General features: G+C 61.5%; 29 protein-coding genes. 21 read left to right on the top strand and 8 right to left on the bottom strand.

Annotation, left to right across the window (positions count from 1 at the left end; translation table 11 throughout):
- Positions 1–28 precede the first annotated feature (28 nt).
- The 6 genes from ACR1XY_RS09985 to ACR1XY_RS10010 all read left to right on the top strand — a co-directional run bounded on the left by ACR1XY_RS09985 (position 29) and on the right by ACR1XY_RS10010 (position 7,526).
- Entirely contained in the window at positions 29–793 is a 765-nt protein-coding gene (locus tag ACR1XY_RS09985) for a uracil-DNA glycosylase (protein ID WP_480592947.1), read from the top strand.
- The gene (locus ACR1XY_RS09990; RefSeq protein WP_480592697.1) at positions 793–1,392 is read left to right on the top strand and encodes a metallophosphoesterase family protein; all 600 of its coding nucleotides are present in this window, start codon (positions 793–795) and stop codon (positions 1,390–1,392) included. The genes ACR1XY_RS09985 and ACR1XY_RS09990 overlap by 1 nt, the downstream gene beginning before the upstream one ends.
- Positions 1,389–2,009 carry a LysE family translocator gene (locus tag ACR1XY_RS09995; RefSeq protein WP_480592699.1) on the top strand — a complete coding sequence of 207 codons (621 nt, stop codon included), beginning with the start codon at positions 1,389–1,391 and terminating at the stop codon, positions 2,007–2,009. The genes ACR1XY_RS09990 and ACR1XY_RS09995 overlap by 4 nt, the downstream gene beginning before the upstream one ends.
- Positions 2,010–2,015: 6 nt before the next feature.
- Positions 2,016–2,558: a molybdenum cofactor biosynthesis protein B gene (moaB, locus tag ACR1XY_RS10000; protein WP_480592701.1), complete on the top strand. Its 543-nt coding sequence runs from the start codon at positions 2,016–2,018 to the stop codon at positions 2,556–2,558.
- 106 nt (positions 2,559–2,664) lie between these two features.
- Positions 2,665–4,119: an efflux RND transporter periplasmic adaptor subunit gene (locus ACR1XY_RS10005; protein WP_480592703.1), complete on the top strand. Its 1,455-nt coding sequence runs from the start codon at positions 2,665–2,667 to the stop codon at positions 4,117–4,119.
- 5 nt (positions 4,120–4,124) lie between these two features.
- Complete coding sequence (locus tag ACR1XY_RS10010) at positions 4,125–7,526, top strand: efflux RND transporter permease subunit (RefSeq protein ID WP_480592704.1); 3,402 nt, start codon at positions 4,125–4,127, stop codon at positions 7,524–7,526.
- Here the strand turns inward: ACR1XY_RS10010 and ACR1XY_RS10015 are convergent.
- Positions 7,523–7,942 (bottom strand): NUDIX hydrolase, encoded by a 420-nt coding sequence (locus tag ACR1XY_RS10015; RefSeq protein ID WP_480592706.1) that lies wholly within the window; start codon positions 7,940–7,942, stop codon positions 7,523–7,525. The two genes, ACR1XY_RS10010 and ACR1XY_RS10015, sit on opposite strands and share 4 nt — an antisense overlap.
- A 3-nt stretch (positions 7,943–7,945) precedes the next feature.
- On the bottom strand, positions 7,946–8,758 hold the full coding sequence (locus ACR1XY_RS10020; protein WP_480592708.1) for a protein-disulfide reductase DsbD domain-containing protein: 813 nt from the start codon (positions 8,756–8,758) through the stop codon (positions 7,946–7,948).
- Between the two features lie 146 nt (positions 8,759–8,904).
- Here ACR1XY_RS10020 and ACR1XY_RS10025 point away from each other — a divergent pair, with 146 nt between their 5' ends.
- The gene (locus tag ACR1XY_RS10025; RefSeq protein WP_480592711.1) at positions 8,905–9,459 is read left to right on the top strand and encodes a YqgE/AlgH family protein; all 555 of its coding nucleotides are present in this window, start codon (positions 8,905–8,907) and stop codon (positions 9,457–9,459) included.
- On the opposite strand, the gene ACR1XY_RS10030 is transcribed toward ACR1XY_RS10025, so the two are convergent.
- On the bottom strand, positions 9,460–10,410 hold the full coding sequence (locus tag ACR1XY_RS10030) for an L-threonylcarbamoyladenylate synthase (RefSeq protein WP_480592714.1): 951 nt from the start codon (positions 10,408–10,410) through the stop codon (positions 9,460–9,462).
- A gap of 138 nt (positions 10,411–10,548) precedes the next feature.
- On the opposite strand from ACR1XY_RS10030, the gene ACR1XY_RS10035 reads away from it, so the two are divergent.
- From ACR1XY_RS10035 to ACR1XY_RS10065, 7 genes are all read left to right on the top strand, one after another.
- Positions 10,549–12,252 (top strand): acyl-CoA dehydrogenase family protein, encoded by a 1,704-nt coding sequence (locus tag ACR1XY_RS10035; protein ID WP_480592717.1) that lies wholly within the window; start codon positions 10,549–10,551, stop codon positions 12,250–12,252.
- Positions 12,252–13,298 (top strand): MBL fold metallo-hydrolase, encoded by a 1,047-nt coding sequence (locus ACR1XY_RS10040; RefSeq protein ID WP_480592719.1) that lies wholly within the window; start codon positions 12,252–12,254, stop codon positions 13,296–13,298. The genes ACR1XY_RS10035 and ACR1XY_RS10040 overlap by 1 nt, the downstream gene beginning before the upstream one ends.
- A 4-nt stretch (positions 13,299–13,302) precedes the next feature.
- Positions 13,303–13,755 carry a DUF6173 family protein gene (locus tag ACR1XY_RS10045; protein WP_480592722.1) on the top strand — a complete coding sequence of 151 codons (453 nt, stop codon included), beginning with the start codon at positions 13,303–13,305 and terminating at the stop codon, positions 13,753–13,755.
- Positions 13,756–13,819: 64 nt separating this feature from the next.
- Entirely contained in the window at positions 13,820–15,658 is a 1,839-nt protein-coding gene (locus ACR1XY_RS10050) for a glycerophosphodiester phosphodiesterase family protein (RefSeq protein ID WP_480592724.1), read from the top strand.
- A complete protein-coding gene (locus ACR1XY_RS10055; RefSeq protein ID WP_480592727.1) occupies positions 15,645–16,205 on the top strand; it encodes a hypothetical protein in 561 nt (186 codons plus the stop codon). Before ACR1XY_RS10050 ends, ACR1XY_RS10055 begins: the two co-directional genes overlap by 14 nt.
- A 68-nt stretch (positions 16,206–16,273) precedes the next feature.
- Positions 16,274–16,408 carry an aa3-type cytochrome c oxidase subunit IV gene (locus ACR1XY_RS10060; protein ID WP_480592729.1) on the top strand — a complete coding sequence of 45 codons (135 nt, stop codon included), beginning with the start codon at positions 16,274–16,276 and terminating at the stop codon, positions 16,406–16,408.
- 18 nt (positions 16,409–16,426) lie between these two features.
- Positions 16,427–17,059, top strand: a complete 633-nt coding sequence (locus ACR1XY_RS10065) for a hypothetical protein (RefSeq protein WP_480592731.1) — start codon at positions 16,427–16,429, stop codon at positions 17,057–17,059.
- Here the strand turns inward: ACR1XY_RS10065 and ACR1XY_RS10070 are convergent.
- Positions 17,048–17,380 (bottom strand): AzlD domain-containing protein, encoded by a 333-nt coding sequence (locus ACR1XY_RS10070; RefSeq protein WP_480592734.1) that lies wholly within the window; start codon positions 17,378–17,380, stop codon positions 17,048–17,050. The genes ACR1XY_RS10065 and ACR1XY_RS10070 overlap by 12 nt on opposite strands.
- Complete coding sequence (locus ACR1XY_RS10075; RefSeq protein WP_480592736.1) at positions 17,377–18,093, bottom strand: AzlC family ABC transporter permease; 717 nt, start codon at positions 18,091–18,093, stop codon at positions 17,377–17,379. The genes ACR1XY_RS10070 and ACR1XY_RS10075 overlap by 4 nt, the downstream gene beginning before the upstream one ends.
- Here ACR1XY_RS10075 and ACR1XY_RS10080 point away from each other — a divergent pair.
- Genes ACR1XY_RS10080 through ACR1XY_RS10105 form a run of 6 tightly spaced genes read left to right on the top strand, consistent with a single transcriptional unit; the run spans position 18,092 to position 22,566 of the window.
- The gene (locus ACR1XY_RS10080; RefSeq protein WP_480592738.1) at positions 18,092–19,030 is read left to right on the top strand and encodes a formate dehydrogenase accessory sulfurtransferase FdhD; all 939 of its coding nucleotides are present in this window, start codon (positions 18,092–18,094) and stop codon (positions 19,028–19,030) included. The two genes, ACR1XY_RS10075 and ACR1XY_RS10080, sit on opposite strands and share 2 nt — an antisense overlap.
- Positions 19,031–19,033: 3 nt before the next feature.
- A complete protein-coding gene (locus ACR1XY_RS10085; RefSeq protein ID WP_480592740.1) occupies positions 19,034–19,585 on the top strand; it encodes a YcxB family protein in 552 nt (183 codons plus the stop codon).
- Complete coding sequence (gene mobA / locus ACR1XY_RS10090; protein WP_480592742.1) at positions 19,582–20,226, top strand: molybdenum cofactor guanylyltransferase MobA; 645 nt, start codon at positions 19,582–19,584, stop codon at positions 20,224–20,226. The genes ACR1XY_RS10085 and mobA overlap by 4 nt, the downstream gene beginning before the upstream one ends.
- On the top strand, positions 20,223–20,714 hold the full coding sequence (mobB, locus tag ACR1XY_RS10095) for a molybdopterin-guanine dinucleotide biosynthesis protein B (protein ID WP_480592744.1): 492 nt from the start codon (positions 20,223–20,225) through the stop codon (positions 20,712–20,714). Before mobA ends, mobB begins: the two co-directional genes overlap by 4 nt.
- Positions 20,711–21,976, top strand: a complete 1,266-nt coding sequence (locus tag ACR1XY_RS10100) for a molybdopterin-binding protein (protein ID WP_480592747.1) — start codon at positions 20,711–20,713, stop codon at positions 21,974–21,976. The genes mobB and ACR1XY_RS10100 overlap by 4 nt, the downstream gene beginning before the upstream one ends.
- Positions 21,973–22,566 (top strand): GNAT family N-acetyltransferase, encoded by a 594-nt coding sequence (locus tag ACR1XY_RS10105; RefSeq protein ID WP_480592749.1) that lies wholly within the window; start codon positions 21,973–21,975, stop codon positions 22,564–22,566. Before ACR1XY_RS10100 ends, ACR1XY_RS10105 begins: the two co-directional genes overlap by 4 nt.
- Here ACR1XY_RS10105 and ACR1XY_RS10110 read toward each other — a convergent pair.
- The 3 genes from ACR1XY_RS10110 to ACR1XY_RS10120 all read right to left on the bottom strand — a co-directional run bounded on the left by ACR1XY_RS10110 (position 22,563) and on the right by ACR1XY_RS10120 (position 24,661).
- Positions 22,563–23,555, bottom strand: a complete 993-nt coding sequence (locus ACR1XY_RS10110) for a hypothetical protein (protein WP_480592751.1) — start codon at positions 23,553–23,555, stop codon at positions 22,563–22,565. The two genes, ACR1XY_RS10105 and ACR1XY_RS10110, sit on opposite strands and share 4 nt — an antisense overlap.
- 13 nt (positions 23,556–23,568) lie before the next feature.
- Complete coding sequence (greA, locus tag ACR1XY_RS10115; protein ID WP_480592753.1) at positions 23,569–24,039, bottom strand: transcription elongation factor GreA; 471 nt, start codon at positions 24,037–24,039, stop codon at positions 23,569–23,571.
- Positions 24,040–24,280: 241 nt separating this feature from the next.
- On the bottom strand, positions 24,281–24,661 hold the full coding sequence (locus ACR1XY_RS10120) for a VOC family protein (protein ID WP_480592757.1): 381 nt from the start codon (positions 24,659–24,661) through the stop codon (positions 24,281–24,283).
- Between the two features lie 86 nt (positions 24,662–24,747).
- On the opposite strand from ACR1XY_RS10120, the gene soxR reads away from it, so the two are divergent.
- Positions 24,748–25,203 carry a redox-sensitive transcriptional activator SoxR gene (gene soxR, locus ACR1XY_RS10125; protein WP_480592760.1) on the top strand — a complete coding sequence of 152 codons (456 nt, stop codon included), beginning with the start codon at positions 24,748–24,750 and terminating at the stop codon, positions 25,201–25,203.
- Positions 25,204–25,220: the final 17 nt, after the last annotated feature.

The raw sequence follows: 25,220 nt of genomic DNA on the forward strand, positions 1-25,220 counted from the left end.
CGTTCAAAAGCTGGTTAGATTGAGGGGTATGGAATCGGCTTTGGACTATCATACCGCGCGGGCGCTGCTGGACTGGCAGATCGAACTGGGCGCAACGGATGCGATCGGTGATGCGCCGGTGGATCGCTATGCGCTGCCTGATACTGCGCCCAAGGCCAGGAAACCTACTGCGGTGCAGGCCACGTCCGAAATGCCGAAAAAGGTGGACCCCTTTGCGGTGGCAAAGGCCACCGCCCAAAGTGCCGGGTCGCTGGATCAGTTGCGGGCGGCGATGGATGGGTTCGATCATTGCGAACTGAAACGCGGTGCGCGTCAGTTGGTGTTCGCCGACGGCACGCCGGGTGCGCGGGTGATGATCATCGGCGAGGCTCCGGGCCGCGAGGAAGACCGCGAGGGCAAGCCATTCGTGGGCCGTGCCGGACAATTGCTGGACCGGATGCTGGCGGCGATTGATCTGGATCGCGGCCAGAATGTTTATATCACCAATGTCCTGCCGTGGCGACCGCCGCAGAATCGAGACCCCAAACCCGAAGAGATCGGGATGATGAAGCCCTTTCTCGAACGCCACGTGGCACTGGCCAAGCCCGAGGTTCTGGTGATCATGGGCAATATCAGTTGTCAGGCGGTGCTGGGCAAACGTGGGATCACAAGGCTGCGCGGGCAATGGGATCAGGCGCTGGACCTGCCGGTCATCCCGATGTTCCACCCGGCCTATCTGCTGCGCCAACCGCAGATGAAACGCCACGCCTGGGCCGATCTGCTGGAGCTCAAGGCACGGCTGGAGGGCAAGTAATGCGCGTTCTGGCCTTCTCAGACCTGCACATGGCGCGCAACCGCGCGGCCGAGGTTGTCGAGGCCAGTGCCGAGGCAGATCTGGTGATCGGGGCCGGAGATTTCTGCAACATGCGGCAAGGGCTGAAGGAGGCGATGGCGATGCTGGCCGGCATCTCTGCGCCGTTTGTCATGGTGCCCGGCAATGCGGAAAGCGCACAGGAATTGGCCGATGCCGCGCCCGAAGGCGGCCATGTGCTGCACGGCACCGGCATGACCTTGGACGGGCTGCGCCTGTTCGGGCTGGGCTACGGCGTGCCGGTCACGCCGTTTGGCGACTGGTCCTGCGACCTGACCGATGCAGAAGCCACCGAGTTACTGGATCGCTGTGATGGAGCGGATATTCTGATCGCGCATTCCCCGCCCAAGGGTTATGGTGATGTCACATCACAGGGCGAAGCGGTCGGGTCCGTGGCCGTGCGCGATGCGGTGGAGCGCCTGCAACCGCAATACGCGTTGTGCGGCCACATCCATGACAGCTGGGGCTATCGCGGCAGCATAGGCCGTACACAGATTGCCAATCTGGGACCCAAGGTAAATTGGTTCGAGGTCGCCTTATGATAGAAACGGTCACTCTGCTGGCGTTCATCCCAGCAGCTTTGGCGCTGAATTTCACCCCCGGTGCAGACATGATGTTTTGCTTCGGTCAGGGTCTGCGGTCCGGTGCCCGACCGGCGTTGGTTGCCAGCGCGGGTATATCGCTGGGGCTGATGGTTCACGTGCTGCTGGCCGGGCTGGGGTTGGGTGCTGCGGTGAACAGCTTGCCGTGGTTGTTTGATGTCATCCGCTGGATGGGTGTGGCCTACCTGCTGTATCTGGCGTGGGGTGTGATCCGGAATGGGGCGGTATCCGGTGATGCGCCCGCGAAACCCGCAAGCTATGCCTTTCGTGACGGGATGTTGGTAAATCTGACCAACCCCAAGGTCATCCTGTTTGTACTGGCCTTCATCCCGCAATTCGTGAACCCCGCGACCGGCCCGATCCTGCCGCAATTCCTGATCTTCGGCGCGATCATCGCGCTGGGCGGGTTTGTGGTTAACGGGCTGGTGGGTATTTTTGCCGGTGGCGCGGGCAAGGTTCTGATCTCGAACCCGCGCGCCTCTCGTATCATGGGCTGGGTGACGGGGGGGATATTCACCGCCCTTGCCGTCCGGCTTGCCATCATGGAAAGGGCCTGACGCCATATGTCGCGCATTGATGAAAGCATGGAATTCATTCCGGTTCGGATCGCCGTTCTGACCGTGTCGGACACACGGTCGCTGGACGAGGACCGCTCGGGTCAGACACTGGTTGACCGGATCGAGCGCGCTGGCCACTCGGTGGCCGACCGCAAGATCATCCGGGATGAACGAGGCGAGATTGCAGCCCAACTGCGGCTATGGGTTGGTGATCCCGAGATTGACGTGGTGATCTCGACCGGGGGCACCGGCCTGACGGGCCGCGACGTGTCGGTTGAGGCGCATCGCGACGTCTACGAAAAGGAAATTGAGGCGTTCGGCACCGTTTTCACCATCATTTCAATGGAAAAGATCGGTACATCCTCCGTGCAATCCCGCGCTACGGGCGGCGTGGCGGGTGGCACCTACCTGTTCGCATTGCCCGGCAGTCCCGGTGCTTGCAAGGACGCCTGGGACGGGATTCTGGAAAAACAGTTCGACTACCGCCACCGTCCCTGCAATTTCGTGGAAATAATGCCGCGATTGGACGAACATCTGCGACGGAAGTAGACTGGTTGCACGTTTAATTGTTCGTAACCGCTTTGTGGCTTGGCATTTTTCTGTGCCCGGCTACCTTTTGCACGTGGTAGCCTGATGCGACCGGGGTGAGTGATTGATGCGATTTCTGAGGCAAAGCCTTGTAGGTGTCTTTCTGGCGTTTCTGACGCTGGCCCTGCTGTTTATTGCGGCGCAACTGATAACCAGCGCTGTGCAGGATGCGCTGAATCGCGATAGTGAACCGCCCGAAGCGCGCGAACGCATCTTTGCCGTCAGCGTGCGGCCAGCGGAACTTGAAACCGTCACCCCCTATCTCGAGGCCTTCGGGGAAGTGCAAAGCCGCCGCCGTCTGGAATTGCGCGCGGCGCTTGGCGGGCGTGTGGTATTTCTGGCCGAAGATTTCGAGGATGGCGGCGTTGTCACCGCAGGTGAGGTTCTGGTGGAGCTTGACCCAGCTGACGCACAGTCGGCGCTGGATCGCGCCAAATCCGACCTGCTGGATGCCCAATTCGAGGAACGCGACGCCGAACGCTCTTTGCTGTTGGCGCAGGACGAATTGAATTCGGCCGAGGCACAGGCGGATCTGCGCGGACGTGCCCTGCAGCGCCAGAAAGATCTGCAGGGCCGTGGGGTCGGAACGCCTGCCGCCGTGGAAGAAGCGGAATTGGCCGAGGCTGCGGCACAGCAATCGGTTCTGGCGCGCCGCATATCTCTGGCGCAGGCGGAATCGCGGGTCGATCAGGCGACCACCTTGCTGGCCCGGGCCCGCATCGCACTGGAAGCCGCCGAACGCGATCTGGACGACATGACCGTTCGCGCGCGGTTTGCCGGCACGTTGACTGATGTGACCCTGGTCGAAGGGCGACTGGTTTCGGCCAATGAAAAGCTGGCGGAACTGGTCGATCCAACCGCGCTTGAGGTGGCGTTTCGCGTCTCGACCGCACAGTTCGTGCGTCTGCTGGACGCAGAGGGCGGCCTGATCAACGCGCCGGTCTCGGTTTCGCTGGAGGTGACGGGCACCGATCTGATTGCCCATGGCCGTATCAACCGCGACAGCGGTTCGGCGGGCGAAGGGCAGACCGGGCGGCTGATCTATGCAAGGCTGGAGGACGCGCCGGGGTTCAAGCCCGGCGATTTCGTCACCGTAACGGTCGAGGAGCAGCCGCTGGACAATGTGGTGCGGCTGCCGTCGTCGGTTCTGGATGCGACGGGAACGGTACTGGTTCTCGGCCCCGATGACCGGCTCGAGGCGCTGCCGGTGCAGTTGATCCGTCGGCAGGGCGACGAGGTTCTGTTGCGCGGGCAGGGTCTGGTCGGGCGCGAAGTTGTTATAGGTCGAACTCCTCTGTTGGGCGGCGGGGTTCGTGTACGTCCGCTGCGGGATGAGGCCAATGCCGGAGTCGATCCGGGCATGGTCGAACTTTCCGACGAACTCCGCGCTCAACTGGTGGCGCAGGTCGAAGCCAGCGATCAGATGTCGAATGAGGCCAAAGCCAGCGCCTTGAGCCAGCTCAGCGCGCCCAAGGTTCCAGCATCTCTGGTGCGCAGCATCGAGAACCGGGCAGGGGGCTAGGCGCCATGATGCGCGAAATCCCCGGTACGGCGGGCGGTATCCTCAGCTATTTCACGCGCCACCGGACGGTAGCCAACCTGCTGTTGCTGGTGATGCTGGTTCTTGGCGCTGCAGCGATCCCGTCGATGCGGGCGCAGTTTTTCCCGGACGTGATCCTCGAACGTGTGGACGTGGATATCGACTGGGAAGGCGCTGGCCCCGAGGATGTGGATAACGGCATCGTTCAGTTACTTGAACCGGCCCTGTTGGCGGTTGAAGGGGTGGCAAGCACGAGCTCGACCTCGCGCGAGGGGCAGGCCAATATCCGGCTGGAGTTCGAGCCCAATTGGGACATGTCGCGCGCCGTGGACGAAGTTCGTACTGCCATTGATGGGGTGACCAACCTGCCTGATGATGCCGAGGAGCCCTCGATCAAGCGCGGGGCATGGCGGGATCGGGTCACCGATGTGGTGGTGACCGGCCCGGTTGATCCGGACCAGCTGGCCAAGTTCACCGACGAAATGATCAACCGCCTGTTTGCGGTCGGCGTGACCCGCACGACCATCCGGGGCATTGCCGCCCCCCGCGTGGTCGTCGAAGTGCCGACAGCGCAGCTGATTGCCAATGACGTCACCCTCTCGGAAATCGCACAAGCCATTGCGGCTGAGGCGATGGCCAACCCGGCGGGCGATGTTACCGGGGCCAATGCCCGAATCCGTACCGGCACCGAAAAGCGCACCCCAGAAGAGATCGAGGGCATCGCGCTGCGCAACTTTGCCGATGGGTCCAAGCTTTTTGTGGGCGATGTGGCGGAGATCCGGGTTGAAGGCGTCAATCGCGTCCGCAGTTACTTTGTTGGCGAAAATCCGGCCATGTCGGTGCGGGTTGACCGGTCTAATCTGGGAGATGCCATCAAGATCCAGCACACGGTCGAGGACGTGGTGGCCGAGTTGCAGGCCAGCCTGCCCGAAGGCGTGACCATCGAGTTGATCCGCACCCGCGCACAGGCCATCACCGAACGTCTGGACATTTTGATCGATAATGGGCTGGTGGGGCTGGGCCTTGTGGTCTGTCTGCTGTTCCTGTTCCTGAACGCGCGAATTGCCTTTTGGGTCGCGGCGGGTATTCCGGTGGCGATGTCTGCGGCGATTGCCTTCATGTATATCGGCGGGCTGTCGATCAACATGATCTCACTGTTCGGGCTGATCATCACGCTGGGTATCGTGGTGGATGACGCTATCGTTGTAGGCGAACACGCTGATTTTCGCGCGCGCCGGTTGGGTGAGGCCCCCATGGTGGCCGCCGAACGCGCCGCGCGGCGCATGGCGATGCCGGTCTTTGCCGCCACCCTGACAACAGTGATCGCGTTTTTCGGTCTGACCGCCATCGGTGGCCGGTTCGGAGAGTTGATCGGCGACATCCCGTTTACCGTGATCGCGGTGCTGATTGCCTCGCTGATCGAATGTTTTCTGATCCTGCCGAACCACATGGCCCATGCGATTGCGCATTCGGCCAAGCAACACTGGTATGACTGGCCCAACCGCGTCGTCAATCGCGGCTTCCGCTGGGTGCGCGATCACCTGTTCCGGCCGCTGATCGCCTGGGTCGTCTGGGCACGCTACGTGGTTGTGGCGGCGATGGTAGTGATCCTGGCCAGCCAGCTTGCCCTGTTCATCAAGGGTGACGTGAACTGGCGGTTCTTCAACGCGCCCGAGCGCGGCTCGGTCACCGGCAATTTTATCATGGTCGAGGGTGCCACCCGAGAAGATACGTTGGAAATGATGCACCAGATGCAGCGCGCCACCGAAGAACTGGGCAAGATCTACGAAGAGCGTCACGGACGAAATCCCATCGACTATATTCTGGCCGAGGTCGGCGGTAATGCCGGATGGTTCAACCTGAGTGCTGCGGATGGCAAGGAACGGGACCTGCTGGGTGGGATTTCGATCGAACTGATCGACTCGGACCTACGCCCCTATTCCAGCTTTGAGTTCGTGGGCGAGCTACAGGACTTTGTGCCGCGCCATCCCAAAGTCGAACTGCTGACCTTCCGCGGCTGGCGATCCGGCCCGGGCGGAGATGCAATTGATGTTCAGTTCTATGGGGCTGATGTGAACACGCTCAAGGCGGCGTCCGAGGACCTGCAGGCCGAGTTGTCGAAATACCCCGAGGTTTCGGCGCTGGAAGACAATCTGGCCTATGACAAGGAAGACTTCATTCTGGACCTGACCGCCAGGGGGCAGGCGCTGGGCTTTCGCATCGAAACGCTGGGCCGCGTATTGCGCGACCGGTTGAACGGGATCGAGGCCGCAACTTTCCCCGACGGCCCGCGCAGCGCCGAGATCCGCGTGGAACTGCCCGAGGGCGAGCTGACCGCCGATTTCCTGGAACGCACGCTGATGCGCACGCCGGACGGCGTTTACGTGCCGCTGGCCGATATCGTCTCGGTAGAGCGCAAGTCGGGCTTTTCATCCGTGCGGCGCGAAAACGGCCTGCGAGTGATTTCGGTGATCGGCGATATTTCCGAGGACGACCCGACCCGCGCGGCAGAAATCGCCCGAGCCCTGAGCGAAGAGATTTTGCCCAATATCGCCGCCGAACAGCAGGTAGAATGGCAGATGGCAGGCCTGAGCGAGCAGGAGGATGAATTCCTGACCGAGGCGCGCACCGGCCTGATCCTCTGTCTGACCGGGATCTATCTGGTGCTGGCCTGGGTCTTTGCCAGCTGGACGCGGCCGGTGGTTGTGATGGCGATCATCCCGTTCGGGTTGGTGGGCGCGATCTGGGGACATTACATCTGGGACGTACCGCTGAGCATGTTTACCGTAATCGGTCTGTTGGGGATGACCGGGATCATCATCAACGACTCGATTGTTCTGGTGACAACCATTGACGCCTATCAGCAGGACCGCGGTCTGGTGCCGTCGATTGTCGAGGGTACGGCGGATCGGTTGCGCCCGGTTATGCTGACGACGCTGACCACGGTTCTGGGGCTGACGCCGCTGCTCTATGAGGGCTCGCAACAGGCGCAATTCCTCAAACCCTCGGTAATCACGCTGGTCTATGGGCTGGGATTCGGGATGTTGCTGGTGCTGCTTCTGGTGCCCGCGTTGTTGGCCATTCTGAACGACCTGTCGCGTCCGATGACTGCAATGCGCCGGGCGCTGCGGGCACCGGACAGGGTGGTGCAGGGCGCGGTGACAGCCACCGGGCTGGCGCTGTTTGTCTGGTTCGGTGTGACAATGGTCTGGCCTGCGGTCGCGGGTTCTCCCGTTGGGTTTCTTTCGGGCCTCTACCCAGGAGACGAAGGTGTTGCCGCCCTGCAAATGGGGCTGGGGGCTTTCGTTGCCGGTGCCGTGCCGATCCTTGTCCTGAGTGTCGTGTTGTCGGGTTTGCTCTACGTGCGCCTCAGGGGACGGGCTGCTTAAGACCGAAGCAGAGCGGTTTCCAGCAGGTTTGTGACGCGGTCGCTCATCGGCAGATCGCCCCGTCGTATCTGATCGATCGGAAACCAGCGGGCGTCCAGTGCGTCATCCCCGGCCAGCGGCCTACCCGAGCGATACTGACAGGCGACCCCGACCAACAGGTAATGCGACTGCACCAAGCCCTGCGCGTCGTGGCGTAACAAGTCCAGGTTGTCGAGGTAGTGCAGCGGCTCGGCTATAATCGAGGTTTCCTCGTGTAGCTCCCGCTGCGCGGCTTGCATTACAGTTTCGCCCCACTCCACGTGCCCGCCGGGAAACCCCCAGAGCCCGGCATCGGGTTGCTTGCTGCGCTGCACCAGCAGCACACGTGCCTCATGCACGACAACGGCCAGCGCGCCAATCTTTGGCTTTTTTTCCATGGTTCAGCCCGCGCTGCAGCCCTGAATGTCCACCGCGTGGTTGGTCCCCAGAACCGTGATCCGTATCTCAGACCGGTCCAGCGCAAAAGGTCCGCCCGAGGCGCTGATCACCTCGGACGTCGCGACCAGAGTATCGCCCTGCCGTGTGGTTTCCGGCTGTGAAGCCCAGAGTGCCGGGTTGCCCGGCTCGATCACGGCTATCTCGCGCCCTCCGGCCGAGGGCATTTTTACGCGCGCTTCGATCTGCATCCCGTCCGAGGTTGGCGTCAGATGGCAGCTGGCGGCGGTCACTCGCGCCTCTTTCGCGGAATAGGGGCGCTGGGCCAGCGCAGCAGCGATGGCTGGGTTGCGACCGGCGCCGGCATTCAGCGTATGGTCGAAATCCAGCCGCTCGGGGATGCAGACATCCTTGCAGACACCCAAGTCCATGTCGCCACGCAGCCGCACCGGTTTGGCGGGGTCCTTGGGCGTGATTTCGACCGGCAACACCAGTTGATTGGTATACCCGATGGATTGCAGGCCATTCTGCACGAACACCTCGGGCGCGGGCCAAGTGATCGACACATCACCCACATTCCGCGAGCCGCGCCAATCAAACTGTGGCGGGATACCGGCATCGCCGGGTGCGCGCCAATAGGTCTTCCAGCCGTCCTTCAGTGTCAGCCGCAACGCGCCAAGATAAGTCCCGTTGGCGGTGCGTCCGCCATCCAGCACGTCCAGTTGCACAACCCCATCCACAACCTGCGCCTGCGCAGGGGCGGTCAGGGCGAAACAGGCGGTCAGGGCGGCCGCGGTTGGCTTCAGAAAACGCTTCATACCCCATAAATGCGTGGTCTGGGCCGGGATTCCAAGTCACGTTCCGGTCACCCGGATGAAATCTGGCGAAATGTGGCCTCTTCCCTTGCCAATCCCCATGCACCGGGGCCATTGTTGAAGGGGGACGAAGCAAGAGATGTAAATCCATGGACCTGACCGGAAAACTGTTGATTGCGATGCCTGGCATGGGTGATCCGCGCTTCGATCATTCGGTGGTTTACATTTGTAGCCATGGCGAAGACGGGGCGATGGGTCTGATCATCAACAAACCCTCGGACTTGCGGATCAAAGCTTTGCTGGAGCAATTGAATATCGCCTGCCGAATTCCGATTGTCGGCGAGCGTCTGGTGCATTTCGGAGGCCCCGTAGAGATGTCGCGCGGTTTTGTTCTGCACAGCTCGGATTACGAGGCCAACCTGCATTCGATGCAGATTTCAGACGATTTCAGCATGACCGCGACGCTGGATGTGCTTGAGGACCTCGCCTCGGGTCGTGGGCCTCTGAATTCGACACTGGCGTTGGGTTATTCCGGCTGGGGTCCCGGCCAGTTGGAGGATGAGATTGCCATGAATGGCTGGCTGACCACCGAAGCAACCTCCAAGCTGGTGTTCGATGTGCCCGATGATGAGAAATGGGGAGCCGCATTGGCGACGCTGGGCGTTGACCCGCTGACCCTGTCGGCCAGCGCCGGGCGCGCCTGATTAGCTGTCGCGCGGCGCAGCAGCGCGGCGCAGGCGGTCGTTGATGGCGGCGCCCAGACCCTGATCTGGGATCGGTGACACCGCAATCGGGCGACCCGTGGCGTTCAGCGTATGCAGGGCCGAGAACAGATTGGCGGCGGCTTCGGTCAAGCTGCCCTTTTCCGACAGGTTCAGATCGCAAGAAACAGAGCCGAACCCCAGAAACACTTCATCTCCTCGCGGGTTTATTGCATTCAACCGCACCGGAGCGTCTGGTGCGTAGTGTGACTGCAACTGGCCTGGCGCGGTCAGCAGGTCTCCGGTCTGATGGATGTGTAGGCGCGCATTCAAAACGGATTCGACCTGTTCCAACGCGACGCCACCCGGGCGCAGCAGCGAAGGCTCTCCGGCCAGTCCGACGATAGTGGATTCCAGCCCGACACCGCAGGGGCCATCATCCAGAATCGCCGCAATGCGCCCGTCCAGCCCGGCGCGCACATGGTCGGCGGTTGTGGGGCTGATCTGGCCGGAAGGGTTAGCCGAAGGGGCCGCGACCGGCCCGTCGAACGCCGCCAGCAGCGACCGTGCGGTGCCATGGGCGGGCACCCGCACCGCCAGCGTATCCAGCCCCGCGGTGACCAGCGGAGAAATCCCGTGCCCGTCGCGCAGCGGCAGAACCATCGTCAGCGGGCCGGGCCAGAAGGCGGCGGCCAAAGCCTCGGCCTGGCCGGACCATTCAACATACCGCTGTGCCGCTTCGACCGAGGCCACATGCGCGATCAGGGGGTTGAAGCTGGGCCGCCCCTTGGCTGCGTAAATGCTGGCCACGGCCTCGCCATTGCGGGCGTCGCCGCCCAGCCCATATACGGTCTCGGTCGCGAATGCGACCAGCAGGCCCTGCCGCAGCAAGTCGGCCGCCTGTGCAATTCCGCCCGGATCGGCGGACAAGTCCAATGTGCCGTTAGGGATCATATCTGGTGACGCCGCGTTTTGATTGCTTGTACCATCTAGCTGGCTAGGTAATCGAATTGATCAAGGATGCATAAAGGTGGGCATTGCAATTTCCAACCCCACCCGCGAAAAACCATACAGTTAGCTCCGAGGGAACTCATGCCATACCGCGCACCTATTTCCGACTATGAACTGCTTTTCCGCCACGTGGTCGGGTTCGATCAGATTGCCGCGACCGAGAAGTTCTCGGAAGCCAGCGAGGATGTCGTCGGTGCGATCCTGACCGAGGCCGGCAAGATGTGCGAAGAGGTGATGGCCCCACTTCAGCGCCCCGGTGATCTGGAGCCCGCGCGGCTGGAAAACGGTGTGCTGCGCACCTCACCCGGATATGCCGACGGCTGGAAGGCAATCGCCGAAGGCGGCTGGATCGGGATGAGCGGTGATCCCGAGCATGGCGGTATGGGCCTGCCGATGACTCTGACCACAGCGGTGAACGAAATGATGTCGGCCGCCTGCCTGTCGCTTCAACTGGCACCGCTGATGACCCAAGGCCAGATCGAGGCGCTGGAACATCATGCAAGTGATGAGCTGAAGGCGCTGTACCTGCCCAAGATGATGTCGGGCGAATGGGCCGGTACCATGAACCTGACCGAGGCACAGGCCGGGTCGGATGTGGGCGCTTTGTCGTCGAAGGCCGAGGCGAATGGCGACGGCACCTATTCGGTGACGGGTCAGAAAATCTTCATCTCGTGGGGTGACAACGACTTTACCGAGAATGTCTGCCATCTGGTGCTGGCGCGTCTGCCCGACGGGGTACCGGGCACAAAAGGGATCTCTCTGTTCTTGGTGCCCAAGTATCTGCCCGACGAAAGCGGCAATCCCGGCGTGGCGAATGCTCTGAAAGTCGTCTCGGTCGAACATAAGATGGGTCTGCACGGCTCGCCGACCTGCGTGATGCAATATGACGGTGCCAAGGGCTGGCTTGTGGGCAAGGAACATGGCGGCATGGCCGCGATGTTCACCATGATGAACAACGCGCGTTTGGGTGTAGGCGGACAGGGCGTGGGGGCCGCCGAAGGGGCCTATCAGCACGCGCTGGCCTATGCGTTGGAGCGCAAACAGGGCAAGACGCCCTCGGGCACGATCATCGATCACGCGGATGTACGCCGGATGCTGATGAGCATGCGCGCCGACACCTTTGCCGCACGGGCGATCATGCTGGCCAATGCGGCCGCGATCGACATGGGTAACGCTACTGGGGATGCCGAGTGGAGCGCGCGGGCCGCGCTGCTGACACCGATCTGCAAGGCTTTCGGCACCGAGACCGGGATGCGTGTGTCCGAGACCGGCGTGCAGGTGCATGGCGGCATGGGCTTTATCGAAGAAACCGGTGCGGCGCAGTACTACCGCGATGTTCGCGTCACCGCGATCTACGAGGGCACCAATGGCATTCAGGCTATGGACCTTGTCGCGCGCAAGATGATGGACGGCGGCGAGGCGGCCTCGCGCTTGCTGGATGAAATTGAGGATCACGCCGAAGAGGCTCGCGCCACTATGTCCAATCTGGCTGGCCCGGTGTGGGAGGCGACCGAAAGCCTGCGCGAAACCACCGAATGGATCGTGGCGCAGTCCGACATGAATACCCGTTTTGCCGGTGCCGTGCCCTATCTGCACGCCTTCGCTCGCGTTCTGGGCGCACATTACCACCTCAAGGCCGCATTAGCCGAACCCAACGGCCCGCGCTTCAAACTGGCACGGTACTACATCAACGCGCTGCTGCCGGAATATGCCGGTCTGCTGGCGCAGGTACAGAACGGGGCCGGGGACCTTTATTCCCTCAGCGCCGAGGAGTTGGCGGTATAATGGACGGGGACACTCCTTTGGCGATCCGATACCCCTGGCCCGAGCCTCCAGCTCCGGGTGAGGCGGTCGAAGTTGCCGAAGGTGTGTTGTGGATGCGCCTGCCACTGCCCATGGCGCTGGATCACGTCAACATCTACGCTCTTGATGACGGCGATGGCTGGACGGTGATCGACACGGGGATTTCCTCGAACAAGACCCGCCGGGTCTGGGAAACACTCATGGCCGGGCCGCTGGGTGGCAAGCCTGTGACCCGTGTGGTGGTCACGCATCACCACCCAGATCACGTCGGCAATGCGGGCTGGTTCCAGTCCGAGCACGGTGCCGAACTGGTCACAACCCGCACCGCCTGGCTGTTCGCGCGGATGCTACAACTGGATGTGCAGGAAACCTGGCCGCAAGAAACGCTGGACTATTACCGCAGCGCCGGTATGGAGGCCGGCTTTCTAGCTAAACGCATGACCGAACGCCCATTCAATTTCTGCGACACGGTCTATCCGATGCCGTTGGGTTATACCCGCATCAAACAGGGCAGCGTCATCCGCATGGGCGGGCGCGACTGGGACGTGCATATGGGCAATGGCCACGCTCCAGAACACGCCACCTTCTGGAGCCGCGATGACAATCTGGTGATCACCGGCGATCAGATCCTCAGCTCAATCAGCCCCAATTTGGGCGTTTACGTCACCGAACCGATGGCCGACCCGGTGGCCGAATGGCTGGAGGCCTGCGAGCGGCTACAAGGGCTGGCGCGTCCCGATCATCTGGCGCTGGGTGGGCACAAGCTACCCTTCACCGGCCTGCCGCTGCGGATGCGGCAGCTGATCGACAATCACCACGGCGCGTTGGATCGCTTGCAGGGCTACCTGGATTCACCGAAAACCGCGGCCGAGTGTTTTGTTCCGCTTTTTAAACGCCAGATTGGCGCGGGCGAATACGGGCTTGCGCTGGTCGAGGCGGTTGCACATCTGAACCATCTTTACCACATTGGAACCGTGACCCGGACGCGGCGCGCGGACGGGGCCTGGGAGTTTCAGCGCGAAGGGTAACGGCATGCAGGACCAGATAGAAACATCGGCCGAGGCGGCAGAAGCGGCGGCTTTGCCCCGATGCTATGAGGTTCATGCCAACCCGAATGCGAAATCCGGCGCCAAGGACCTGCCCGGCCAACTGCAAAAACCCGTCGCCACCAAAAGCCCAGCACAATGGGCCTATGAGCGGCTGATCCTCTATATTCAGAATTTCGAGCAGACGCTGGATGGCGATCAAGAGGTCGCCATGGGCTTTACCGGCGGCGATGCGGGGGTCATGCGGATTGAGGGCATGGGCTATTTCGATCCCGATATCATCACCTTCTACGGCTCGGACGCGACCGGGGCGCGGACCCAGTTGGTGCAGCATGTCAGCCAGTTGAACGTGATGCTGCGCGCCCTGCCCAAATCGGTCGAGGACAAGCCCGCCAACCGCATTGGCTTCCGGTTGGCAAAGGATCTGGAAGAAAGCTGACAGCCTGACTTGCAATTCACGTCTGCGCAGCCTTGAATGAGTGCACCATTCAAGGGGGTGACGCGTGTCCGATTTCTCAGCCGTTACAAGTGCCTACAAAGGCGCATGGGCACGCCGTCGCGTCTTTGTGCCGATCTATATCGCCGTGCGCCTGTTGCTGGTCGCCCTGATTGCGCCGGGCGTGGCCATCACCGTCAATCTGGCCGTGTCGCTGTCGAACCAGACCGCGCTGACGGATCAGGCCATCGCTGCCTTCATCCTGTCTCCCGTCGGCTTTGTCGCGGCGATTGCCGTGCTCAGCCTGTTTCTGCTGGCCGAGGTGTTCGTGTTCTCGGTCATGGCCGGATCGTTGCGGATGGGCGAATTCGACCCGTGGCGCGCGGGCAGTTCCGCGATCGGTCTGATCCTGTCGCGCCTTCCGGCACTGTTCGGTTTTGCGGTGCGCTTTGTACTGCGGGTTTTGGTACTGATCCTGCCTTTTGCGGTCGTCGCGGCCATGATCGCGTGGTGGACGCTGACCGAATATGACATCAACTACTATCTGACCTTCCATCCGCCCTCCTTCTGGATTGCGGTGGCACTGATCGGCGCCGTGGTGCTGGTCATGGCCTGGGTGCTGATCCGTCGCTTGTCGGCTTGGGCGCTGGGTCTGCATCTGGTCTTGTTCGAAGGTGTTCACCCCGCCCACGCCTTTAACATCAGTGCCATCCGGATGGAGGGCAAACGTGGGCGCCTCAAGATCGAGCTGGCGATCTGGCTGATCCTGCGCGTGATCATTGCTGGCCTGATCGCATGGGTGGCGGGGCAGCTGTTTGCCATCGTGCCGCTGCAGGGGGCCAACCATCTGCGTCTGGCATTGATCTACAGCCTGATGGTGGCCGGTATCTGGTCTTTGGCGGGCCTTGTGCTGGCGGCAACGGCATTGGGTGCGCTGGCGGTGCTGCTGGACGGGTTCTTTGAGATCAGGACCGAGGAACCGCCGCATCCCGAACCTGGTAGTTTTCGTATCCCTTTGTTTGCTGCCCTCGGCGCCGCGGCGGTGGCCGTGCTGATCGGATTGTGGTTCGGGCAACACCTGCTGGAACGCATACAGGCCCCGGACCGGGCCGAGGTGATCGGCCACCGCGGCGCTGCCGCCCTGCGACCCGAGAACACCATGGCCTCGGTAATGAAGGCAATCGAGGACGGGGCCGATTGGGTAGAAATCGATGTGCAGGAATCTTCGGATGACATGGTCATCGTTGCCCATGACAGTGACTTCATGAAACTGGCAGGCGTGAACCTCAAGGTCTGGGACGCCACGATGGACGACATCGCCCAGATCGATATCGGGAGCTGGTTCGGCCCCGAATATGCTGACGAACGCACCCCGACCCTGCGTGAGGTTCTTGAGGCCGCAAAGGGCAAGTCCAAGGTCATTATCGAACTGAAATACTATGGCCACGACGTTGATCTGGAAAACCGCGTGGCGGCAATTGTCGAAGAGCTGGAGATGCAGGACGACATTGCCACCATGTCTCTGAAATACCCTGCGGTGCAGAAGATGAAGGAGCTGCGCCCAGACTGGCGGGCCGGGGTTTTGGCGGCAACGGCGGTGGGCGATTTGACCGGGCTGGAAGGTGACTTCATCGCCGTCAACGCCGCGATGGCGACGCCGGGGCTGGTGCGCTCGGTTCATGCGGCGGGCAAGGATATCTATGTCTGGACGGTCAACGACCCGTTGCAAATGTCGGCTATGGCCTCGATGGGAGTGGACGGGCTGATCACCGACCGCCCTGCGATGGCCAACGAGGTACTGCGGGTGCGCGCCGAAATGGGCCCGGTCGAGCGGCTGCTGCTGTGGTTGGCGACCACCTTCGGCATGTCCGTCGACACACAAGCGATGCGCGATGAAAGCCCGTAATCTGGGCGTGGCCCTCGCGCTGATGGCGGCCCCCGCTGCGGCGCAGGACTTCATGCGCAACATCGAGCTGCCGGCTCACCGTGCCCTGATCGCACAGCGCGGGGACGCGGAACCAACACCGTTCGAAACCGACGGCTGTTCCGGCGGCCTGTCGGCCAGTTGGCGCTTTGTGGCCGAAACCTTTCCCAAGTTCCGCGCCCTCTACGAAAAACACCCTCCATGGGAATACTGCTGCGTGACCCATGACCGCGCCTATCACAATGCGGGTGGGGCGACGCAGGCCGAGGGCAGCTATGACGCGCGCCTGTTAGCGGATGATGCGCTGCGTGCTTGCGTCAAACGGCACGGAAAAGACAACGCCGACGCCTACGCCGAACGGTATGACATGACGCCTGACCAGATTCGCACGGCGCATTCCATAACGGCAGAGGCGATGCATGCGGCGGTGCGGTTGGGCGGTGGGCCCTGTTCCGGCCTGCCCTGGCGCTGGGGTTTCGGGTATCCAGGCTGTTCAGTGTTCCTGCCTACGCCCACTGCGCGCGAATGACGTGGTGACAGGCCCCGGATTTTAGATTATCCAACATCTTAAACACGCGAACTGGGAATCTCTGAACAATGGCTGAATACAAGCACGGCGAAATGGACATCAAAGTCCAAGAAAAAACCTTCCACGGCTTCATCAAGGCCACCACTTGGTGCGTGGTTGCCATCGCGTTCCTCTGCCTGTTCCTGGCGGTCTTCGCCTCTTAATCCGGAACGGGGTTCACCGTGATCAGGATTTTGCTTGCCTGCCTTTTGGCAGCAACCGTTGCTGGCTGCACCGGTTCGCAGCGCCCACAGGCAGATCAGTCGGAAGTCGTGGCACGGTCCTACCGTGACCCCGGCCCCTCGACGCTGACCCTTTATACGATGATCAATACCCGGACCGGTTCGGGTGCACATACGTCATTGATGATCAGCGGCAGTGAGAGAGTGATCTTTGACCCCGCAGGTTCGTTTCGCGCGGATGTGGTGCCGATAAAGAATGACGTGCTTTACGGTATCACTCCAAACGTCGAGCGCGCCTATCGCAGCAGCCATGCGCGCGAGACGCATTTTGCGCGGATTCAAACCATCGAGGTAACCCCGCAGCAGGCCGAGATCGCCCTGCAACTGGCCAAGCAGATGGGGCCGGTGTCCAGCGCGTACTGCGCCAACTCGACATCTCAGCTGTTGCAGCAGGTGCCGGGTTTCGAACAGATCAGCACCACCTTCTACCCGGTCAAACTGTCCGAACAATTCGGAGAGATTCCGGGGGTTGCCACCAGCGAATACCGCGAGAATGACGACGCCGATCTGCAAAAGGGGCTGGCGGCGAACAATGCCGTTCTGAACCAGCAGGACGCAGCCCTAACCCAGTAGATACAGTAGCCCGTAGAGGGTTCCGGCACCAGTGAATATGGCCGCCAGCACGTTCTTGGTAATCAGCCCGACAACCAAAGCGACCGCCGCCGCGGCCATGCGCGGCGCGTCCGGCTGTCCTTCGGTTGCGGTTGGCCATACCACCAGCGGCGCGATCAGCGCTGGCAGGATGGCTACGGCGGTATAGCGCAGGTGACGCAGCAGCCAGGGTGGCATCGGGCGGTCTCCGACCAGACCGATGAAGACAAAACGCAGGGCGTAGCTGCCCACTGCCAGACCTATGATAATGGTCCAGATTGTCACGGCATCGACTTGATTCATGTCTCGGTCTTTCGGCGTTCTGTGACCAGTTCAGCCTGTGCGCCTGCGATCATCCCGGCACAACCTGCGATCAAAAGGCCCAGATTGTACGGAAGGGCCACCGTCAGCAATGAAACGGCAATGGCAACCAACGCGGCGATCACGTGGGGCAGGGTCCGCATCATCGGGCCGATCATGGCCAGAAAGGTAATTGGCAGGGCGAAGTCCAGCGCCCAGCTTTCGGGAATGCGCGTCCCCAGCACCGCGCCCAGATAAGTTGCCAGAATCCAAAGCGGTGTAATCGGAGTGACAGAACCCACGAAATAGGCCATGCGTTGGGGGACGGTCATCCTCGGTTCTTTCTCGAACTGCACGATTGAGCAGGCATAGGACTGATCGACCGTCAGATAGGCCGCGCAGGCCCTCTGCCATAGCGGGGCGGCGCCCAGAAACGGCGTCAGTGAGGCGGAGTACATTGCCATCCGCAGGTTCACCGCCAGCGCCGAGATCAGAATGATGGCCGTGGGGGTCTGGTCCTGCAACAATTGCAGGGCGGCGAATTGCGCAGCCCCGGCAAAGACGGTTGAGGTGAGCATCATGGTCTGCACGATATCCAGACCGGCTTCTGTGGCAAAAACACCGAACAGGGTACCGAAGGGGATTGCGACAAAGATGAACGGTGACCCGTCGCGAAAACCCTTCCAAAAGTATGACTTGGATGTGGTGTCTGCCATGGCTAAATCCTATGGTGTTGCCCGCAGCACTAACGGTCTTGGGAAAGGGTTGCAATTGGCCACAGAACTGGATGTCTCGGACTACATCATTGCCCCCGACCCCGGCGCGGCTCGTCTGACCCGTGCGGTCGAAGGCGTCGACCAGAATGGCGAGATCAGCCAGATCTCGGTGGTCGAAGAACGCCCGCTGACGATTTTCCTCAACGCGCAGGAAATAGTGACGGCAATGACTATCGGCGATTACCCGGAGTATCTGGCGCTGGGGTTCCTGCGCAATCAGGGCATGTTGCTGGCTGATGATGAAATCACACGCGTTGATTACGATGACGATCTGGAAACCGTCATCGTTCGCACCGCCCGACAGACGTCCTATGAGGACAAGCTGAAGAAAAAGACCCGCACCAGCGGCTGCGCCGTTGGCACGGTTTTCGGCGACATGATGGAAGGTTTGGAGGACGTCCGTCTGCCGCAGATTCAGGTACGCACCTCGTGGCTTTACGATCTGGCCGCCAAGATCAACCGCACCCCATCGCTCTATCTTGAGGCCGGGGCGATCCACGGCACGGTCTTGTGCCGCGAGAATCGCCCGCTGGTTTATATGGAGGACGTGGGCCGCCACAACGCGGTCGACAAGATCGCCGGCTGGATGCTGTCCGAGGGCGAGGCGGCGGGTGACAAGATCCTCTACACCACCGGGCGTCTGACCTCGGAAATGGTGATCAAGACAGCAATGATGGGCATCCCGGTGCTGGCGTCCCGCTCGGGCTTTACAGCCTGGGGCGTCGAGATCGCCCGCGAGGTCGGCCTGACCCTGATCGGCCGCATGCGCGGGCAACGGTTCGTGTGCCTGTCCGGTGAGGACCGCCTGCTGCGCGATGTGGACCCGGCGACGGTAGCGGTAGAAGACAAGAAACACAGACGGAAGGGTGCGGAGTAGACTTTGACTTACAATTTCCATTTGTCGGAACAAATTGACGAACGGACTCTGATTAGGGCCTTGAGTAAGCGCAGACAAAAAGGCCTAGGTGAGGAGAATTCCATAGGCATACTTGTACTCGGCGTCTTGAGAGGGATTCTTGTCGCAGCCGGTGGTGTTGTTTTCGCGTTTATTGCGTTTCGTGCTTTCGGCGCTCTTCCTGGTATACAAGGTCTGTATGCACCCCTGTTGGGGGCGTTGCTTGGTGGTGTTGTCTTATTCTTGCCCGAACGTTTCTCAATAAAACGGCGAGCCAGACGGTTACTATCCTCGCCGATGTACAACGATGGAACTGAGTTCGTTTTTTCACCCCACGGTTTGGGTTTGCAATCGCCCAATGTGACATGGAATGTGTCTTGGCGTGCCGTTGAGGATATCATCGAAGACAGGGCCCGGTTTATTTTTTTTGCAGGCGAGATCGTGTTCGTGCTTCCCAAACAACTTTTGAGTCCAGAGGAATCCAGCCATTTCATTCAGACGATTTCGGGGTGGCGGTCTGAAGAGAATATCAAATGACCAATCCTCTCGGCGTTATACTGGCAGGTGGTCTAGCAACCCGTATGGGTGGCGGCGACAAGGGTCTGCTGCAGATTGGCGGACAGAGCCTGCTGTCTCATGTCATTGACCGACTGGCCCCGCAGGTGGACGGTCTGGCACTAAACGCCAATGGCGACCCCGCGCGGTTCACTGACTTGAATCTGCCAATTCTGCCCGACACGATCGAAGGGTTCGCAGGCCCGTTGGCGGGCGTTCTGGCGGGGCTGGATTGGGCGGCAGAGCAGGGGGCGGACAGTATCGTCACCGCCGCCGCTGACACGCCGTTCTTTCCGCGTGATCTGGTGGCCCGCCTGACGCAGGCCGCCGAGGGTCAGGCGCATCCGCTGGTTCTGGCGACCACACCACGCACCGGCGATGAGGCGCTGAAATCAGGCGGGGGCAAACGCATCAACCGGCACCCGACATTTGGGCTCTGGCCGGTGGCGCTACGCGATGATCTGCGCGATGCGTTGAACGACGGGCTGCGCAAAGTCGTGCTGTGGACCGACAAACATGGCGGGCGCGAGGCGCTGTTTCCGGCCGACCCGTTCGATCCCTTCTTCAACGTCAACACGCCCGACGATTTGGCACGGGCGGAAAAGCTGCTGGAGCAGGCATGAGAGTCTACGGCGTCACCGGTTGGAAAAACGCGGGAAAAACCGGGCTGATGGAGCGGCTGGTGACTGAGATCACCGGGCGCGGCTTCTCGGTTTCGACGGTCAAACACGCCCATCACAGGGTTGATGTCGATCAGCCAGGCACCGACAGTTATCGCCACCGTGCCGCCGGCGCGTCCGAGGTGCTGCTGGCCTCGGGCCAGCGCATCGCCATCATGCAGGAGTTGCGTGGCGCGCCCGAGCTGTCTCTGGCCGAGCTGCTGGCGCGCTTGTCACCTGTTGATCTGGTGCTGATCGAGGGATTCAAACGCGAAGGCCATCCCAAGGTCGAGGCATTTCGGGCCGAGGCTGGAAATCCGTTGATGGCACCGGAAAACGCAACCATCCGCGCTGTGGCCAGTGATACGCCGCTGACCGCGGATTGCCCTGTCTTCGATCTGGATGACACCGCCGCAATCGCGGATTTCATCCTGCAGGAGGTCGGATTATGACCAAACCAAACATCGCACCGCCGCCCCTGCGCAACGATTGTTTTGCGTTGCCCGCCGGTGTGAACTGGACCCCGGTAGACGACGCGCTCGGTCTGCTGCGCAAGCGGTTGACGGTGGTGAAGTGTGCCGAAACCCTGCCGCTGGAGCAGGCAACGGGACACATTCTGGCCGAAGGCGTCATTGCCAAACGCTCAAACCCGCCGCTGCCGAATACGGCGGTGGACGGCTATGGTTTCACCGGTGCCGCGCCCGAGGGGCCGCAGGTGATGCCCTTGCATCCGGGGCGTGCAGCGGCGGGTATTCCGTTTGACGGCACGGTACCCGACGGCCATGCGCTGCGCGTGCTGACCGGCGCGGCCCTGCCTGCGGGTGTGGATACGGTCATTCTGGAGGAAGACGTAACCGTTAAAGAGGGCCACATCGCCTTTCACGGCCCATTGAAATACGGCGCCAACACGCGCCGCGCAGGCGAGGATGTGGCCGAGGGCGATCCGGTCCTGCCCGCCGGACGCAGGTTGACACCCGCCGATCTGGCCTTGCTTTCCGCGACGGGTCTTGCCGAGGTGCGCGTCCGTGAAACACTGCGGGTGGCCGTTTTGTCCACAGGGGACGAATTGGTCGAACCCGGAGAACCCGCCGGTCCGGGCCAAATATTCGACGCCAACCGCCCGATGCTGTTGTCGCTGATCGCCCGCATGGGGTTTCAGCCCGTGGATATGGGGCGTGTTGAAGACGACCGCGATGCCTTGCGCGACCGCCTGAACCGGGCGGCAAAGCAGGCGGACGTGATCCTGACCAGCGGCGGGGCGTCGGCGGGGGACGAAGATCACGTCTCGGCCCTGTTGCGGCAGGCGGGTGCAATGCAGGAATGGCGGATCGCGCTGAAACCCGGGCGGCCTCTGGCGTTGGGGATGTGGGACGGAACACCAGTGTTCGGCCTGCCTGGCAATCCGGTGGCGGCCATGGTCTGCACGCTGATCTTTGCCCGCCCCGCACTGGGCCTGATGGCGGGTGAAGGCTGGCAGGATCCGCAAGGCTTCGATCTGCCCGCCGCGTTCGAGAAACGCAAGAAACCGGGTCGCCGCGAATATCTGCGCGCCCGCGTCCGGGATGGCCAGGCCGAAGTGTTCGCCTCGGAAGGGTCGGGCCGGATCAGCGGGCTAAGCTGGGCCGAGGGGCTGGTCGAGATCGAGGACGGCGCGCGCCATATCAAGCCCGGCGATATGGTCCGGTTCATTCCCTACGGGAGCTTTGGGTTGTGACATTCAGAGTAGAGCAGGGCTTCTCTGAGACGGAACGGGTAACGGCCGCCGCACTGTTCTGGCAGGCTTTTTCAGCCAAGCTGCACAAGGTCATGGGGCCGGAGAAAAAGGGTCTGGCCTTCATAGAACTTGTCATAAACCCGCAATTTGCCCTTGTCGCGCGGGACAGTTCAAACCAGATGCTGGGGTTGGCCGGTTTCAAGACCAAGGACGGTGGGCTGGTCGAAGGCAGCCTGTCCGATATGGCAAAGATTTATGGCTGGTTTGGCGGCACATGGCGCGGTCTGGTGCTGAGCGTTCTGGAGCGCGATTTACAACCCGGCGTGTTTCAAATGGACGGTATCTTTGTCGCTGCAAAGGCGCGCGGACAGGGGGTCGGAACCGCGCTGCTCTCTGCGATCAAGGATGAGGCTCGCAAATCGGGTATGTCAGAGGTGCAGCTGGACGTAATTGATACCAACCCGCGCGCAAAGGCCTTGTACGAACGCGAGGGCTTCAGTGCCGTCAGCAATGAAGAGACCGGACCGTTCCAGTTTTTGTTCGGCTTCAACAGCGCCACGCGCATGAGCTGGGCGGTTACCGCGCCTTAGTCAAACGTCCCGGCCACACGCCCCAACAGCATGAAGGCCCGTGCCGTGCGGGTTTCGCCAAGGGCGGTCAGGTCGGCATCGCTGGCCTCGGGCTCGAAGGTCACGATCATGTGATCGAAGCGGCGCAGGAAATGATGCGCGGCGTCGCGGAAGATCGGGTCCTGTTTCATCCGTGCCGCTGTCAGCGCCAGCGAGGACCGGTCGCGGATGCCGCCCAATGCGGCCACCGAACGCCCGCGCGCGCCTTGAGCGAACTGCCGCCAGACCTCGGGCCGGGCCATGTCGGGACGCAGATCATCCATATAGATGCCTTCCTGGCTAAGCAGGGTCAGCACGTCTTGCGAGGCCTGCACCAGCTGCGCGGTTTTGCGGTCCTTCAACGCCAGACGTAGGGCGTTGAACCCCTCGGTATCGTCCTGCGTTTCGGGGAAGTTCAGCGCGCGGATGAAGACATCGGTACTGAGTGGCGGCGCGATATCTCCGGCCTGCGTGCCCAGTTCCAGCGTTGTCTGGTCGCCAGTGCTGTTGGAAGCCGCCGTTCGCGCAGGTTCCGTGCGTTTGGTCGAGAACGTCGCCAGAGCGCTTTCAGTTTTTTTTGCCGCTTGGGCGATTTCGTCCAGTTTCTTTCTGACTGCCGGTTCATAGGAACTGGCCGCACGCTGTTGCTGTATGACATATGTCTGCCGGATCGCGTCGATCGCCGTCTGCAGACGTTCGCTTTCCTCGCGCATCACACGGCTGGCCCGCATCGCGGTGGCGGCAACCCAGATCATCGCCACCGGCATGAACACCGCCAGCAGGGTCACGACGAACCCACCGCCCTGCGTCTTGCCGGGCAGCACCAGAAATACCACCGAAACCACCAGCCAGATCACGCTGAGCACGATGGCCGCGATCTCGATCTCGGTCACCACCGGGCGCGAAGGCTTGTCGTAGATGCCCAGCGAGGTCGGTCGCTCGGGTTCCTGCTCAGGTGAGGGCTCGGACATTGGGACGCTCCGGTCAGGCGTACTCGATACTCAGAATTTCGTAAGACCGCACGCCGCCGGGGGTGCGAACCTCGACACTGTCACCTTCGTCCTTGCCGATCAGGGCGCGGGCGATGGGCGACTTGATGTTGAGCAAACCGTTTTCGATATTGGCCTCGTACTCACCCACGATCTTCCAGGTCTTTTCCTCGTCGGTGTCCTCATCGACCAGCGTGACCCTGGCGCCAAATTTGATCGCACCAGACAGTTTGGCGGGGTCGATCACATCGGCCAGCGACAGGATGCCTTCCAGCTCTTTGATGCGACCTTCGATAAAGCCCTGCTTCTCGCGCGCCGAGTGATACTCAGCGTTTTCCTTCAGGTCGCCCAGTTCGCGCGCTGTGGCGATGGCTTCGATGATCGCGGGGCGCTCAACGGATTTCAGTTTTTTCAGCTCTGCCTCGAGCGCGGCATTGCCCGCAGGCGTCATGGGAATCTTTTCCATACTATTGTCGTCCACGCAAAAAGTGATGCGCCCCGCCGCATGAGACAAGCGTCGGGGCGATTTGATGGGTCGTCAAATACCTGACCTAAATGAGGCGTGAATTGCAAGGGGGCTTGGTCGCGCGACGCGCGGATTACGGCCTATGGTGTGCGGGAAAAGTCTGAATCGCCAACACCCTGCTGCGTTTCGCGCTCGCGGGACATTGGCGATGAAGAATCTGTCAGGGGTTTCCCGGAATACCTTAATCGTAGCTAATCACTTCGAATTCGATGTCATTGTCGTCATTGAAGTAGAACCGTCGGCCCGGTTCGTAATCGGCGTGGGATTTGGGGGTGAACCCTGCGTCGATCACTTTCTGTTCGGTGGCGTCAATGTCTTCGACCAGCACGCCCACATGGTTCAGACCGCCAACGATGTCATAGCTGCTTTCGCCCGAGGGTTTCGGATCGCTGGGCGCATAGAGCGCCAGATAGGTATGCTTGCTGCCCACGTGCACGGTGTATCCGCCCGCGATGGCCGGACCTTCCCAGCGGGTTTTCCAGCCGAACACCTTATGCATCCACGCGGCTGAAGCCTGCGGGTCGCGGACGGTGAAATTGGTATGTTCAAGCGTCGCCATCATGGGATCTCCTTTGCGAATTGAGGCTTGTCCCGACTCACAGTAATTTCTAAACCTAACTTTAGGTCAAGATATTTTGCGAGGGCGAAATGGCGTTATCCGAAGGCTTGGCGATCGGCGCATTGGCAAAGCGCACCGGATTGGCGGTTTCCGCCATTCGTTATTACGAGGCGCAGGGGCTGATCTCGCCCTGGCGCAACGCAGGCGGTCAGCGGCGGTATCAGCGTGCCGATATCCGACGGCTGAGCTTTGTCATGATCGCCCAGCAATTCGGACTGACCCTGCCCGAGATTCGCGAGGTACTGTCTGGCCTGCCCGGAAACCGTACGCCGACACCGAAAGACTGGCAAAAGATCAGTATCGGTCTGCGGTCTCATCTGGACCAGCGAATCGATACCCTGATGCGGTTGCGCGACAATCTGGACGGCTGTATCGGGTGTGGTTGCCTGAGCTTGCCGAAATGCGCCCTTTATAATCCCGATGACCGCGCCAAATCCCATGGTAGCGGTCCCAGATACCTCATGGGGGACGCTCCCGAGGCATAACTGCCGCATTGCAGCAA

Source organism: Ruegeria sp. AD11(2025) (genome assembly GCF_056542405.1).